This window comes from Streptosporangium sp. NPDC050855, assembly GCF_044456585.1.
GTDB lineage: Bacteria > Actinomycetota > Actinomycetes > Streptosporangiales > Streptosporangiaceae > Streptosporangium > Streptosporangium longisporum.
On the sequence record NZ_JBITFY010000003.1, the window covers coordinates 54,726 to 68,388 of the forward strand.

Here is a 13,663-nt window from a genome sequence, read left to right on the forward strand (position 1 = left end):
GAAGGGCTCCCGGCCTCACCCGGGAGCCCTTCCGGCCCCACCCGGGCGCGGCCGGGCGCGGCCGGGCGCGTCATCGGCGCGCCCACACCGGCTCGGCGCCCCGGACGCTCACCATGACCGAGTACAGGGACGTCGTGGCGGTGACGAAGACGCGGTTGCGCTTCAGGCCGCCGAAGACGAGGTTCGAGGCGCTCTCCGGCAGGAGCAGCCTGCCCAGCAGCGTCCCGTCCGGGTGGTAGGCGTGGATCGCCGGGCCGACGGCGGCCCAGAGGCGGCCGGTCTCGTCCAGGCGCATGCCGTCGTAGCTCCCCTCGCCGTCGTGCCCGGCGAACACCTCGCCGCCCGTGAGGGCGCCGTCGTCGCTGACCTCGAAGACCCGCACGTGGCGGCGCTCGGTGTCGGCGACGTACAGCAGGCGCTCGTCGAGGGAGAAGGCCAGGCCGTTGGGGCGGGCGAAGTCGTCCGCCACCACGCTCACCTCGCCGGTGCCGGGGTCGACGCGGTAGACGTGGCAGCCGTCGATCTCCTGCTCGGCCCGGTGCCCCTCGTAGTCGCTGAGGATGCCGTACGGCGGGTCGGTGAACCAGACCGACCCGTCGGAGCGCACCACCACGTCGTTGGGGCTGTTGAGCCGCATGCCGCGCCACCGGTCGGCGAGCACGGTGACCGAGCCGTCGTGCTCGGTCCGGGTCACCCGGCGCGCGCCGTGCTCGCACGAGACGAGCCTGCCCTCGCGGTCGAGGGTGTTGCCGTTGACGTACCCGGCGGGCTCCCGGAACGGCCCCACCCGGCCGGTCATCTCGTCCCACCGCAGCATGCGGTCGTTCGGGATGTCGCTCCAGACCAGGTAGCGGCCCGCGGGGACGTACACGGGCCCCTCGGCCCAGCGCGTGCCCCGGTGCAGCCGCTCGACGTTACGGTCGCCGGAGACCCCCGCGATGCGGCGGTCGAACGCTTCGAACTCCAGGGGAACGATATCCACCGGGCACCTCCTCGGTGCCCCACCTTCTACCAGGATCCACCCCGCCGGGCCAAGGGCGGGGCGCTATCCCATGTCCTCTAGTTTCCGGCCCTTCGTCTCCTTCACCTTGAACATCACGAAGATGAACGACAGCACGGCGAAGGCCGTGTACCCCACGTAGGCGCCCGCCAGGCTCCACTCCGACAGCGACGGGAAGGAGACGGTGATGAGCCAGTTGGCCACCCACTGGGCGGACGCCGCCACCGAGAGCGCGGCGGCCCTGATCCGGTTGGGGAACATCTCGCCCAGCAGCACCCAGACGACCACGCCCCACGACAGGGCGAAGAACAGCACGAAGACGTGCGCGGCGACCAGCGCGACCGTGCCCTGCGTCTCGGGCAGCCTGACCGTCTCACCGTTCGGGACACCGGCGCTGAACGCCCACGCGGCCACGGCGAGCGACACCGCCATGCCCACCGATCCGATCAGCAGCAGCGGCCTGCGGCCGATCCTGTCGACCAGCGCGATGGCGATGAACGTGCCGACGATGTTGATGATCGAGGTGGAGAAGCTGATCAGCAACGAGTCCGACTGGTTGATGCCGACCGACTGCCACAGCGACGCCGAGTAGTAGAAGATGACGTTGATGCCGACGAACTGCTGGAACACCGAGAGCAGGATGCCGATCCAGACGATCGGCAGCAGGCCCAGCCGGGAGCCGCGCAGGTCGCGCAGCCGGGGCCGGTGCTCGCTGCGCAGCGAGTTCTCGATCTCGGTGATCCGGGCGTCCAGGTCGGTGCTCTCGCCCTCGACCTCGCCGAGCACCTTGCGCGCCTCGGCCGACCTGCCGACCGCGACCAGGAAGCGCGGCGACTCCGGGATGATCGTCGCGAAGATCAGGTAGAGCACGGCGGGGACCAGGCAGGCGCCGAGCATCCACTGCCAGGCCTGCAGACCGAGCAGCTCGTTGTTGACGTCGCCCCCGGCCCGTTCCGCGATCGCGTAGTTGACCAGCTGGGAGACGGCGATGCCCAGCACGATGGCCAGCTGCTGGAAGGAGCCCAGGCGTCCCCGGTAGGCGGGCGGGGCGACCTCCGCGATGTAGGCGGGGCCGATCACCGAGGCCATTCCGATGCCCACGCCGGCGAGCACCCGCCAGAAGGCCAGGTCCCACACGGTGAAGGGCAGCGCCTGGCCGACGGAGCTGACCGCGAACAGGATCGCGGCCACCTGCATGGTCCTGGTGCGGCCCCAGCGGTCGGCCAGCCCTCCGGCGATCCACGCGCCCAGGGCCGATCCCAGCAGCGCGATCGCCACGACGAAGCCGGTCTGCACCGCGTCGACTCTGAAGTACTTCTCGATCCCGGTGACGGCGCCGTTGATGACGGCGCTGTCGTACCCGAAGAGGAAGCCGCCGATCGCCGCGGCGGCGGTGATGAAGATGACGTGCCCGATGTTCTCACTGGAGGTCCCCGAGGGGGCAGTGCCGGCCATGAGAGTCCTTTCCCCCGAAAAAGGGCTTGAGACATCGAACCTCCGGCTCCCGTGGCGGCCGCGCGCCGCCGCCCGCCCGTCGGTGGCCCGCCCTCGCCCCGCCGGCGTGCTCAGAGCCTAGGGACCAGGGCGGATACGGCTATCGTCACAGCGCGGGAGATGTCTCCTTCTTCATCCGGCTTTGTCGAAAAATCACAGACGGGGGTCGACCGGCTCGGACTCCAGCGCCAGGACGGCGAAGACCGCCTCGTGCACCCTCCACAGCGGCTCGCCCCCGGCCAGCCGGAAGAGCGCCTCCAACCCCAGGGCGTGCTCGCGCAGAGCCAGCGAGCGCTTGCGTCCCAGGAACCTGTTGCGCAGCACGTCCAGGCTCTCGGTGTAGTCGGGTCCGTAGACGATCCGCAGGTACTCCCGGCCGCGCACCTTGACGCCCGGCTGCACCCGGCTCCGTCCCTCCGGCACCTGGACCGGCTTGACCACCATGCCCTCGCCGCCCTCGGCCGTCAGCGCCTCCCACCAGGCGGTGGCCGCCTCGACCGACTCCGGCGAGGAGGTGTCGGCGAACACGTGCCGGGTCGGCGCGATCAGCGGGTCGTCGAGCCGCGCCAGCATCTCCAGGTGCCAGGTCCGCGGTTCGGTGGCGGCGGTCGCCCGGCCCTCGCAGGCGAGGATCTGGAACGGGGCCAGCCGGACCCCGTCCAGGTCCGCGACAGGCCAGCAGTAACGTGCATATGCCTGGCTGAAACGGGCAGCGTTGACGGAGCGGCGGCGGGTGCGGTCCAGCAGATCGCTCACATCCAACCCGCGCCCGGCCGCCGCCTCCAGCACGGCGATCGCCTCCGGCAGCGCCGCGCGGGCCGCGGCGCCCACCGACGCGTACTGCTCGCGGATCAGCCCCTCGGCCTTGACCGACCAGGGCAGCAGCTCGCAGTCGAGGACCAGCCAGTCCGACCCCAGCTCCCGCATCAGCGGCGCGCACGCCTTCCTGAGCCGGTCGACCAGCGCGCCGGTGTCGGCGAAGAACGGCCTGCCGGTACGGGTGTAGACCGCCCCCGCGGTGCCGTCGGTGACGCCGAACCGCGCCGCCGCCACGTCCGGGCCGGCCGCCAGCACCACGACCGCCCGCGAGCCCATGTGCTTCTCCTCGCACACCACCCGGTCCACCCCGGCGGCGGCGAACTCGGCGAACGCCTCCGCGGGGTGCTCCAGGTGGCCCTCCAGGCGCGAGGTCTGCGCGGGCGCCATCGTCGGCGGCAGGTAGACCAGCCAGCGCGGGTCGACCGCGAACCGGCTCATGATCTCCAGGGCGGCGGCCGCGTTCTCCTCGCGGACCCTGACGGCGCCGCCGCCGTACCGCACCTCGACGTGCCGGGTGCCCCGGACGTCCTCGACCGAGAGCACGCCGGGTTCGCGGTGGGCGTGGTCGCGGTGGCCGGGGGCGGTGAGCGGCCGTACCGGCTCGTACCAGACGCGCTCGGCCGGGACCGAGACGATCTCCTTCTCGGGGTAGCGCAGCGCGGTGAGCTCCCCGCCGAAGACGGCGCCGGTGTCCAGGCAGATCGTGTTGTTGACCCACTCGGCCCGCGGGACCGGGGTGTGGCCGTAGACGACCATGGCCCGGCCCCGGTACTCCCGCGCCCACGGGTAGCGCACCGGCAGGCCGTACTCGTCGGTCTCGCCGGTGGTGTCGCCGTACAGCGCGAAGGCGCGCACCCGGCCGGACGCGCGGCCGTGGTAGGCCTCCTTGAGCCCGGCGTGGGCGACGACGAGCCGGCCGCCGTCGAGCCGGTAGTGACTGACCAGCCCGTCCATGAAGGCCAGCGCGTCCCGCCGGAACTCCTCGGGCTCGGCGGCGAGCTGGTCCAGCGACTCCTGCAGGCCGTGGGCCACCCTGACCTTGCGCCCGCCCAGCGCGCGGGCCAGCTTCTGCTCGTGGTTGCCCGACACGCACAGCGCGGTCCCGGCCGCGACCATGCCCATGACCAGCCGCAGCACGCCCGGCGAGTCGGGCCCGCGGTCCACCAGGTCGCCGACGAACACCGCGGTCCTGCCCTCCGGGTGGACCGCGCCGGTGCCGCCGGGCTCGATCTCCCAGCCCAGGGCGCGCAGCAGCGTCTCCAGCTCGGAGCGGCAGCCGTGCACGTCGCCGACGATGTCGAACGGGCCGGTCAGCTCGCGCCGGTCGTTCCACGCCCTCTCCGTGGCGACCGTGGCGGCCTCGATCTCCTCGGGGCCGCGCAGCACGTGGACCCGGCGGAACCCCTCGCGGGAGATCCTGGCCATGGAACGGCGCAGGTCCTTGCGCTGGCGGGTGATCACGTGCGCGCCGAAGTCCCGGTCGGGCCGGCTCCGGTTGCGCTCGGCCGCCAGCTCCTCGGGCACATCCAGGACGATCGCGTCCACCAGCACGTCGTGCGACCTGGCCAGCTCGACGAGCTTCTTGCGGGCCTCCCACTGGACGTTGGTGGCGTCCACGACCGTCAGCAGCCCGCGCCGCAGGCGGGTGCCGACGATGTAGTTCAGCACGTCGAAGGCGTCGGCCGTGGCGGTCTGGTCGTTCTCGTCGTCGGAGACCAGCCCGCGGCAGAAGTCGGAGGAGATCACCTGGGTCGGCCCGAAGTGCCGGCGCGCGAAGGTCGACTTCCCGCTCCCCGACACCCCCACGAGCACGACCAGCGACATCTCCGGTACGACGATCTCAGTCATCTCCACCTCCCGCGCCACCGTCCACGCCGCCACCGTCCGCTCCGCCACCGTCCGGGCCCGTGTCGCCGGCGTCCACCGGGCCGAACACGGCCATCTGGGTGGGCGGTCCCACCAGCGGGTCGTCGTCCCCCACCGGGACGAACCCGACGCGGTAGCCGTACTCGCCGCACACCTTCGCCGCCCACGCCCGGAACTCGGCGCGGGTCCACTCGAAGCGGTGGTCGGAGTGGCGCGGGCCCACGAGGGAGGCGTAGTGGACGTTGTACTCGACGTTGGGGGTCGTGACGATCACGTGGCCCGGCCGGGCGGTGCCGAAGACCACCCGCTCCAGCGCCTCCAGGCGCGCCGGGTCGACGTGCTCGACGACCTCCATCAGCACGGCGGCGTCGTACCCGGCGAAGCGGTCGTCGGTGTAGGTCAGCGCGCCCTGGAACAGCTCCAGCCGCTCCCGCCGCCGTTCGGGCATCCGGTCGAGCCGCAGGCGCCGGGCGGCGATCGCCAGGGCCTGCGAGGACACGTCGGTACCGGTCACCCTGGTGAAGCGGGGCCGCTCCAGCAGCGCCCCGACCAGGCGGCCGGAACCACAGCCGAGGTCGATGACGCTGCTCGCGCCCACCCGCTCCAGCGCCGCGAGCACGGCCTCCAGCCGCAGGACGTTCAACGGCCGCCGGGCCGGCGGCTCGGGAGACGGAGCGTCGGGCGGCGCGGGCGGGACGGTGAGCTCCTGCTCGATCGGCGGGTCGAGCTCGTCCTCGACGTCGTCGCCGATCTCGGCGAGCCTGGCGAAGGCCGCGCGGGTCAGCGCCAGGCGGCGGCCCAGGTAGCGGCGGGTGATCAGGCCACGCTCGGGGTGGGTGCCCAGCCACGACTCGCCCGCCCTGATCAGCTTGTCCACCTCGTCGGGGGCCACCCAGTAGTGCTTGGCGTCGTCGAGCACCGGAAGCAGGACGTAGAGCTGGTTGAGCGCGTCGGCCAGGCGGGCCTGCCCGCGCAGCACCAGCCGGACATAACGGGAGTCGCCCCACTCGGGGAACCCCTCGTCCAACGGCAGGGCCCGCGCCTCGACCCCCCAGCCCAGCGGCTCGAAGAGCCGGTGCGCGAGCTCGGGCCCGCCGCGGCAGGGCAGCACCGGCAGCGTGAGCTCCAGCGGGATCGGACGGGCGGCCAGGTCGGGGCGGGCGTCGCAGCGGCCGGTGCGCGCCGTGCGGAACACGTCGGCCAGCGTCACGGCCAGCAGCGACGACGCCACGTACGGCCGGTCGTTGACGTACTGGCCCAGCGCGTGGTCCGCGGTGGAGCGGTCGCGCGAGCGCACCAGCCGGACCGGGTCGACCTCCAGCATCAGCGCGGCCGTGCAGCGCTCCTCGCTCGCCTCCGGGTACAGCACGCGGGCCACGCCGTAGGAGCGGTCGAACTCCTGGACCCGGTCCGGATGCTTGTGCAGCAGGAATCCGAGGTCCGTGGCCGGCCGTGCGGTGGTGGATATCGTCAGCAGCACCGGCTCAGTGTGCCGCACGACCGGCGGGACGGCCACGGGTTAACCGGCCCGCCGGTGCCGGGACCTCCCCGGGCCACGGCCGGGACCGCCCCGGCCTACACGTCGGTCATGATCTCCTCGGCGATGAGCTCCAGGTGGTCGAGGTCGACCAGGTCCAGGATCTGCAGGTAGACCCGCTCGACGCCCAGCTCGGCGAAGCGGCCGATCTTCTCGGTCACCTCGGCGGGGGTCCCGGCCAGCCCGGCCACCCGCAGCGCGGCGAGGTCCTGCCCGGCCGCCTCGACCCGCCGCGCGAGCTCGGCGTCGTTGGAGCCGACGCAGACGGTCTGCGCGACGGAGAGCGCGACCGGCTCCCTGCCCTCGGCCTCGCACGCCTTCCTGACCCGGTCGAAGGCCTCGGCGGTGTCCTCCACGGTGCGGAACGGCACGTTGTACTCGTCGGCGAACCGCGCGACCAGGCGCGGGGTCCGGGTGGCGCCGGTACCGCCGATGATGATCGGCGGCTTGGGGCTCTGCGCGGGCTTGGGCAGCGCCGGGGAGTCCGCCAGCCGGTAGTGGGCCCCCTCGAAGGAGAACGTCTCCCCCACCGGCGTGGTCCAGAGCCCGACCAGTATCTCCAGCTGCTCCTCGAACCTGCCGAAGCGCTCGGCGACCGGCGGGAAGGGGATGCCGTACGCGGTGTGCTCGGCGTCGAACCAGCCGGTTCCCAGCCCCAGCTCCACCCGTCCGCCGCTCATCCGGTCCACCTGGGCGACGCTGATCGCCAGCGGTCCGGGCAGCCGGAAGGTCGCCGGGGTGACCAGCGTGCCGAGACGGATCGTGGAGGTCTCCCGGGCCAGGCCGGCCAGGGTGATCCAGGAGTCGGTGGGGCCGGGGCCGGGGTCGCCCTTGCCGATCCGCATGTAGTGGTCGGAGCGGAAGAACGCGTCGAACCCCAGCCGCTCCGCGGTCAGCGCGACCGCGAGCAACTCGTCGTAGGTGGCGCCCTGCTGCGGTTCAGTGAAGATCCTCAACTTCATGCAGACCATTATCCGGGCACTACGGACGGCATCCGCAGAAAGCCCGCGCCGTGGCGTGGACGCTTGCTAACGTTCTGCCCTCTGACGCATCGGGTAGCGGGCCGGGCACTCTCGGCGATCGCCCCCGCCGTCGAGGAGGGGAACTCATGCCCGTGGCGACCGACCGCCCCGACACCCTGCGGGCCCGCGAGCCCGGCACCCCGCCCCGCTCCCTGGTGGTGCTCGCCTCGATCGCTCTCGTCGCGGGCACCGGTACCGCGATCTGGCTGCTGCCCTCCGGCGCGACCGGCGAGTGGGGCGCGCGCGGCCACCGCGCCGGTGCCGCCACCCCCTCGGGTACGCCGTCCCCGGCCACGTCCGGGAGGCGGCCCGCGGTGGACCGCGAGGCGGCCGTCTCCCGCCCGTCGGGGTTCGTGACGTTCGTGGACGCCGCGAGCGACCCGCGCTTCGACCTGCCCAGGGCGGTCAGGAGGGACCGCGTGCGCTGGTTCACGCTGGGCCATCTCACCGCCGGGCAGAAGGGCTGCGTCCCCACCTGGGGAGGGCTCCGGGATCGGGACGGCGCCCCGGTGGCCGACCGGCTCGGCCGCCTGCGCGCCGCCGGGGGGAAGGCGGGTCTCGCCTTCGGCGGGCCGTCCGGGCGCGAGCTCGCCTCGGCCTGCACCGACCCGGGACGGCTCGCCGCCGCCTACCGTCGCGCGATCACCGCCTTCGGCGCCGCGTACATCGACTTCGAGCTTCACGGCCCGGCCGCCGCGGCCACCGTGCGGCGGCGCGCCCAGGCGATCACCGTCCTGCAGCGGGAGGCCGCCCGCGAGGGCCGCTCCCTGGCGGTGAGCTTCACCCTGCCGGTCACCGGGGCGGGCCTGGCCCGTCACGACCAGGAGATGCTCCGCGCCACCCGGGCGGCGGGAGCCGAGATCTCCACCGTCAACCTCCTGGCCCCCGTCGGCGCGCCCACGGCCGGGGCCCGCCTGCGTCCCGTCGCCTCGGCCGTGCGCGCCGCGCACCCGCAGGTGGCCCGTTCCCTCGGCCGGGCCACCGCCTGGGACCGGATCGCGCTGACCCCGGTGCTGGCCGGGCCCGGACGGCTCACCCGGCTCGACGCGCGCAGGCTCGCCGCCTTCACCAGCCGCAACCGGCTGGCCTGGCTCTCGACCCGGGGTGTCGCCCTCACCCCCGAGATGACCCGTCTGCTGACCGGAGCGCTGCGCTAGCGACCCGGGTGCTGCGCCGGCGACCGGAGCGTCGCACTGGACAAGCACCCCCCTATGGGGTTATGAATGGGTTATAACCCTCCTCTAACCCCAAGGGGGAACGATGCCCAAGATCAACGTTTACCTGCCCGACGAGCTCGCCGAGGCCGTGAAGAAGGCGGGCGTGCCGGTCTCGGCCGTCTGCCAGCGGGCCCTGGAGCAGGCGGTGCGGCGGGTGACGGCCATCCGCGAGACGGCGCTCGGCGATTCCGACCTCGACGATCTGGCGAGGCTGCCCAACTTCACCCCCCGCGCGCGCGAGGTGATCAAACTGGCGGTGGACCAGGCGCGCGCACTGGACGCGGCCGAGGTCGGCACCGAGCACCTGCTGGGCGGAATGCTCGCCGAGGGCACCAACCTGGCCCTCCATGTCCTCGGCGTGCTGGAGATCAGCCTGGAGGAGGTGCGGCGCAGGCTCGACCGGTCGGGTCCCGCGACCGGGAACGCGCCCGCCGCGGCCGGGGACGCCGGGACCTCCGCGCCGGGGCTCACCTTCGGCGCGTCGGCGGCGGCGGCGCTGGAGATGACCGTCACCGAGGCCACCTCGCTCGGCCACAACTACGTCGGTTGCGAGCACCTGCTGCTCGGCCTGATCGCCGAGCCCGACGGGACGGCCGGACGCGTGCTCCGGGAGCTGGGCGCCGAGCACCGGCTGACCCGCCACGCGGTCTCGGCCGCCCTCGTCGGGTACGTCCACCTGCGCGCGCAGACCCAGGGGACCCCCGTCGCCCCTCCCGCCTCCCCGGCCCCCTTCACCCTGCCCGCGGGCGCGGCGAGCGCCCTGTCGGCGGCCGTACGCGAGGAGCTCCGCCCCATCGTGCTGAGGCTCGAACGGCTGGAGGAGCGCCTCGGCGCGCAGGAGACGGAAGAGGAGGAGGAGCGGCCGTGAGCGGCCCCTCTCCCCGGGCCGCGGGCTCTCCCCGGGGGGCGGGATCCGGGGAGAGCCCGCCCGCGCACCGCGGGAGCGGCCCGCCCCCGCGAGGGGCCGCGATCCCGGGGCGCGACGCGCGCCCGCTCGGCTCGGGCGTGCGCGTGACGGCGCGGCCCGTGGCGGGCGCGCTCGCGCGCCTGCTCGCGGGCCTGGTCACCGGAGTCCTGGTGGGCATGGGCTCCGGGGTGCCCGCGGGGCTGGTCGCCGGGGTCACGGTGGGCGCCGGCGTGGGGGCCATCGTGCGCGCCTCCCGCACCTCCCGCGCCTCCTCCCGCCACCGTCCGCGAGGAACGGCGTCGAGGGAACGGCGGTGAGAACGGAGGAATGCCCGGCTCCGTTCCGCCCTCGGCTCGACGGGAGGAATCCGCGGGGAGCAGCCGGTACATCGGCACAGGAAACGCCCGTTCCGAAGGACCGGCGCGCGGAAACGGCTGATGCGCCGTCGTCTCCCGTGCAAATCTGGTCGGGTGCTTTCGATCCCACCTCTCCCCACCGTCGTCCCGGCAGGTGAGGCAGGCTCCGACCTCGCCGTACACCCCGTTCTGATCGTCGCCGTCATCGCGATCGTCTTCTATCTCGCCTCCTGCAAGTTCCATCCGTACATGAAATGCAAGGCCTGCAACAAATCCAAGGAATCCCACTCGACGACCTTCAAGGGCGCGTTCGGGAAATGTCGGGTGTGCAATGGAAAAGGGCATTCCGTCCGATGGGGCGCGCGATTCCTGGGGCACAAGGACTGACGGGGCGATGAGCGTCTCCCGGCCCGGCGGAGCCGGCCCCCGCCCCTCCGGGCCCGGCCGGCACCGGGCCGCGGACCGGGATGCCGGCCTCCGCGGGAGACGCCCCCCGGTTCCGGCGTCGTGACGTCACCGGGACCGGCCCGGAGGGCCCTCCACCGTCCCCGCCCGTCCCTCCCGCCCGGTTCGCCCCATCTGAGTTGAACAAAAAGTTGAAAACAAAGTGTTTTCTCGACATGATGCTTCCATGTCCGACGCGAACCCCTTCACCCGTCCCGATCCGGCCGCGCAGCGCTCGGAGCGCACCTACACCGCCCTGATGCGTCTCGCCGACCGGCACGCGGGCACTCCCGAGCGCCGAGCCCGGCACGTCCACCCGTCGGTGCCCTCGCCGCACGAGGTGGTGCGGCTGGTCGCCGTCATGGCGGGGGGCGCCGTCCCCGCCGAACCCGGAGAGCCGGAGATCGACGCCACCGATCTGATGGCCGCCCTGACCCTCCTGCCGCAGGTGCGCGCGGAGCAGGACGCGACGGAGCTCGCCCTGATGAAGATCGCGCGTGGGCGCGGGATGACGTGGCAGGACATCGCCTTCAGCCTGGGACTGAGCACGCCCCAGGCGGCCCGGCAGCGGTACGAGCGCCTGGAGACGCGCTCCGAGCAGGACTCCCCCGCCACCGCCTGACCGCGCGGAGCCGCGGCGGTCGCCCCGGGGCCCGGGGGTCGCCCGAGCCCGGGGCCCGGGGGTCCGGGGGCCGATCCCCCGCCCACCGCCGCGGCCCGCCCTCCCCGGCGCCACCCCGCCTCCTCTGCCCCTGCCCCTGCCCGCCCCGGCGCGCGACCGGTCAGCGCAGGGCGCCGTAGAAGGTCCGAAGGTCGTCGGCGAGCACGTCGGGCACGATGTGGGCGGCGTAGTGGCCTCCGTGGTCGTACGATCTCCAGTGCACGATGTTCCGGTGGTCGCGCTCGGCGAACGTGCGCATGGAGACGAAGTCGCCGCCGAACATCGCGAGGCCGATCGGGACGGTGGTGGGCTCCGCGGGGTGCTCGGCGTGCGCGTCCTCGTAGTAGAAGCGGGTGGCCGACGTCGCGGTGCCGGTCAGCCAGTAGAGCATCGTGTTGGTCAGCACGAAGTCGGCGTCCACGTCGACGGTGTCGCCGAAGAGCTGCGCGTTCCAGCCCAGCAGCCCGACCGGCGAATCGAAGATCGCGTACGACAGCGTCTGCGGCTGCTGCGAGTGCAGGATGTTGAACGACATCTTGTTGTCGTAGAACCACTGCAGCGACTCCAGCGCCTTCCGGTCCTCCGGGGTGATCTTCTCGAACTCGGCGGGATCCCCGGAGGGGAACGAGAAGATCTGGGTGACGTGCACCCCGACGACGTGCTCGGGGTCGATCCGCCCGACCTCGGGCGAGACGAACGAGCCTCCGTCGTTCCCGGCGGCGCCGTAGCGGTCGTAGCCCAGCCTGCGCATCAGCTCCGCCCACGCCCCGGCGGTGCGGTACCGGTTCCACCCCTTCTGCCGGGTCGGGCCGGAGAAGCCGAAGCCGGGCAGCGACGGGATCACCAGGTGGAACGCCTGGGCCGGGTCCTCGGGGTCGGTGAGAAGATCGATGATCTTCAGGTACTCCACGATCGAGCCCGGCCAGCCGTGGGTGAGGATCAGCGGCAGGGCGTTCTCGTGCCGCGAGCGGACGTGCAGGAAGTGGATGTTCTGCCCGTCGATCTCGGTGGTGAACTGCGGGTACCGGTTGATCCCGGCCTCGTGGGCGCGCCAGTCGTACCCGTCACGCCAGTACGCGGCGAGCTTGCGCACGTAGGACACCGGGACGCCGTACTCCCAGCCGGCGTCGGGGAGCTCGTCGGGCCACAGGGTGCGGTCGAGCCGGTCGTGAAGGTCGTCCAGCCGGGCCTGCGGGACGTCGATGCGGAAGGGCCTGACCTCGGTGTTCTCGCTCATGAGGAGAACACTACGGACCCTTCCGGTCAGCTTCTGTCCTGAAGTCCTGGCAGTCTTGGGACCATGTTGGAGACCTCGGCGCGACTGCTGCGCCTGCTGTCGTTGCTGCAGTCCAGGCGGGACTGGTCCGGCGCGGACCTGGCGGAACGGCTGCGCGTGAGCGAGCGGACCGTGCGCCGCGACGTCGAGCGGCTGCGCGAGCTCGGATACCCGGTCGACTCGACCCGGGGCACCGACGGCGGCTACCGCCTGGGCGCCGGCACCGCCATGCCGCCGCTGCTGCTCGACGACGACGAGGCGGTGGCCGTGGCGGTCGGGTTGCGCACCTCCGCCGGTGGCGGCGTCGCGGGCATCGAGGAGACCTCGCTGCGCGCGCTCACCAAGCTGGAGCAGGTGCTGCCCTCCCGGCTGCGGTACCGGGTCAACGCGCTGCAGACGTACACCGAGCCCGTGCCCGCGGACCGTCCCGGCCCGGTGGTCGACCCGGGCGTGCTGACCGTGCTCGCCGCGGCCTGCCGTGACCGGGAGCGGCTGCGGTTCGGCTACCGCGCCCACGACGGGTCCGCGGGCGTGCGGATCGTCGAACCGCACCGGATCGTGTCGTGGGGCCGTCGCTGGTACCTCGTCGCGTGGGACGTCGAGCGCCGGGACTGGCGTACCTTCCGGGTCGACCGCGTCGAGCCGCGCACGCCCACCGGCCCGCGCTTCCCGCCGCGTGATCCGCCCGAGGGCGGCGCGGCCGCGTACGTCGCGCGAGGGGTCTCGGCCGCGGCCTGGCGCCACCGGGCCCGGGTCGTCGTCCACGCGCCCGCCGAGGTGGTGACCGAGCGCATCAACCCGGCCGTCGGTGTGGTGGAGGCGCTGGACGAGCGCACCTGCGTGCTGGACACCGGCGCGGACAGCCTGAACACGATCGCCGTGTACCTCGGCATGCTCGACCTCGACTTCGAGGTCACCGAGCCCCCGGAGCTCGTCGAGCACCTCCGCGGTCTCACGGCCCGCTACGCCCGCTCCACCGCCTCCGCCGGGCCTGCCGGGGCTCCCGGGGCCGGTGACGGGCCACCCGTCGCGTCCTCGCGGGCCGGGGACTAGACCGGCTCTGC

General features: G+C 73.4%; 12 protein-coding genes. 6 read left to right on the forward strand and 6 right to left on the reverse strand.

From position 1 onward, the window contains the following. Positions 1-70: 70 nt before the first annotated feature. The 5 genes from ACIBCT_RS08370 to ACIBCT_RS08390 form a co-directional block, all read right to left on the reverse strand. Positions 71-982 (reverse strand): SMP-30/gluconolactonase/LRE family protein, encoded by a 912-nt coding sequence (locus ACIBCT_RS08370; RefSeq protein ID WP_399186721.1) that lies wholly within the window; start codon positions 980-982, stop codon positions 71-73. Positions 983-1,045: 63 nt separating this feature from the next. After that, positions 1,046-2,455 (reverse strand): sugar porter family MFS transporter, encoded by a 1,410-nt coding sequence (locus ACIBCT_RS08375; protein WP_399186722.1) that lies wholly within the window; start codon positions 2,453-2,455, stop codon positions 1,046-1,048. A gap of 192 nt (positions 2,456-2,647) precedes the next feature. After that, on the reverse strand, positions 2,648-5,161 hold the full coding sequence (locus tag ACIBCT_RS08380) for a polynucleotide kinase-phosphatase (RefSeq protein ID WP_399186723.1): 2,514 nt from the start codon (positions 5,159-5,161) through the stop codon (positions 2,648-2,650). Then, positions 5,154-6,659, reverse strand: coding sequence for a 3' terminal RNA ribose 2'-O-methyltransferase Hen1 (locus ACIBCT_RS08385; protein ID WP_399186724.1), 1,506 nt, complete (start codon positions 6,657-6,659; stop codon positions 5,154-5,156). Before ACIBCT_RS08385 ends, ACIBCT_RS08380 begins: the two co-directional genes overlap by 8 nt. Before the next feature lie 95 nt (positions 6,660-6,754). Then, entirely contained in the window at positions 6,755-7,678 is a 924-nt protein-coding gene (locus ACIBCT_RS08390; RefSeq protein ID WP_399186725.1) for an LLM class F420-dependent oxidoreductase, read from the reverse strand. A 146-nt stretch (positions 7,679-7,824) separates the two neighbouring features. Between ACIBCT_RS08390 and ACIBCT_RS08395 the strand changes: the two genes are divergently transcribed. The 5 genes from ACIBCT_RS08395 (at position 7,825) to ACIBCT_RS08415 (ending at position 11,284) form a co-directional block, all read left to right on the forward strand. After that, positions 7,825-8,895 carry a hypothetical protein gene (locus ACIBCT_RS08395; RefSeq protein ID WP_399186726.1) on the forward strand — a complete coding sequence of 357 codons (1,071 nt, stop codon included), beginning with the start codon at positions 7,825-7,827 and terminating at the stop codon, positions 8,893-8,895. A 103-nt stretch (positions 8,896-8,998) separates the two neighbouring features. Beyond that, entirely contained in the window at positions 8,999-9,823 is an 825-nt protein-coding gene (locus tag ACIBCT_RS08400; RefSeq protein WP_399186727.1) for a Clp protease N-terminal domain-containing protein, read from the forward strand. After that, entirely contained in the window at positions 9,820-10,179 is a 360-nt protein-coding gene (locus ACIBCT_RS08405; protein WP_399186728.1) for a hypothetical protein, read from the forward strand. The genes ACIBCT_RS08400 and ACIBCT_RS08405 overlap by 4 nt, the downstream gene beginning before the upstream one ends. A 153-nt stretch (positions 10,180-10,332) precedes the next feature. Further along, positions 10,333-10,605 carry a hypothetical protein gene (locus ACIBCT_RS08410; RefSeq protein WP_399186729.1) on the forward strand — a complete coding sequence of 91 codons (273 nt, stop codon included), beginning with the start codon at positions 10,333-10,335 and terminating at the stop codon, positions 10,603-10,605. A gap of 244 nt (positions 10,606-10,849) precedes the next feature. Further along, the gene (locus ACIBCT_RS08415; RefSeq protein WP_399186730.1) at positions 10,850-11,284 is read left to right on the forward strand and encodes a DNA-binding protein; all 435 of its coding nucleotides are present in this window, start codon (positions 10,850-10,852) and stop codon (positions 11,282-11,284) included. A 160-nt stretch (positions 11,285-11,444) separates the two neighbouring features. Here the strand turns inward: ACIBCT_RS08415 and ACIBCT_RS08420 are convergent, their stop codons facing one another. Next, positions 11,445-12,560, reverse strand: coding sequence for an epoxide hydrolase family protein (locus ACIBCT_RS08420; RefSeq protein WP_399186731.1), 1,116 nt, complete (start codon positions 12,558-12,560; stop codon positions 11,445-11,447). A 63-nt stretch (positions 12,561-12,623) separates the two neighbouring features. Between ACIBCT_RS08420 and ACIBCT_RS08425 the strand changes: the two genes are divergently transcribed. After that, positions 12,624-13,652, forward strand: coding sequence for a helix-turn-helix transcriptional regulator (locus tag ACIBCT_RS08425; RefSeq protein WP_399186732.1), 1,029 nt, complete (start codon positions 12,624-12,626; stop codon positions 13,650-13,652). Positions 13,653-13,663: the final 11 nt, after the last annotated feature.

Bases quoted from the DNA above. Each gene is read 5' to 3' on its own strand.
- ACIBCT_RS08375 (WP_399186722.1), bottom strand. From the start codon at position 2,455: ATGGCCGGCACTGCCCCCTCGGGGACCTCCAGTGAGAACATCGGGCAC.
- ACIBCT_RS08380 (WP_399186723.1), bottom strand. From the start codon at position 5,161: ATGACTGAGATCGTCGTACCGGAGATGTCGCTGGTCGTGCTCGTGGGG.
- ACIBCT_RS08390 (WP_399186725.1), bottom strand. From the start codon at position 7,678: ATGAAGTTGAGGATCTTCACTGAACCGCAGCAGGGCGCCACCTACGAC.
- ACIBCT_RS08395 (WP_399186726.1), top strand. From the start codon at position 7,825: ATGCCCGTGGCGACCGACCGCCCCGACACCCTGCGGGCCCGCGAGCCC.
- ACIBCT_RS08400 (WP_399186727.1), top strand. From the start codon at position 8,999: ATGCCCAAGATCAACGTTTACCTGCCCGACGAGCTCGCCGAGGCCGTG.
- ACIBCT_RS08415 (WP_399186730.1), top strand. From the start codon at position 10,850: ATGTCCGACGCGAACCCCTTCACCCGTCCCGATCCGGCCGCGCAGCGC.
- ACIBCT_RS08420 (WP_399186731.1), bottom strand. From the start codon at position 12,560: ATGAGCGAGAACACCGAGGTCAGGCCCTTCCGCATCGACGTCCCGCAG.
- ACIBCT_RS08425 (WP_399186732.1), top strand. From the start codon at position 12,624: ATGTTGGAGACCTCGGCGCGACTGCTGCGCCTGCTGTCGTTGCTGCAG.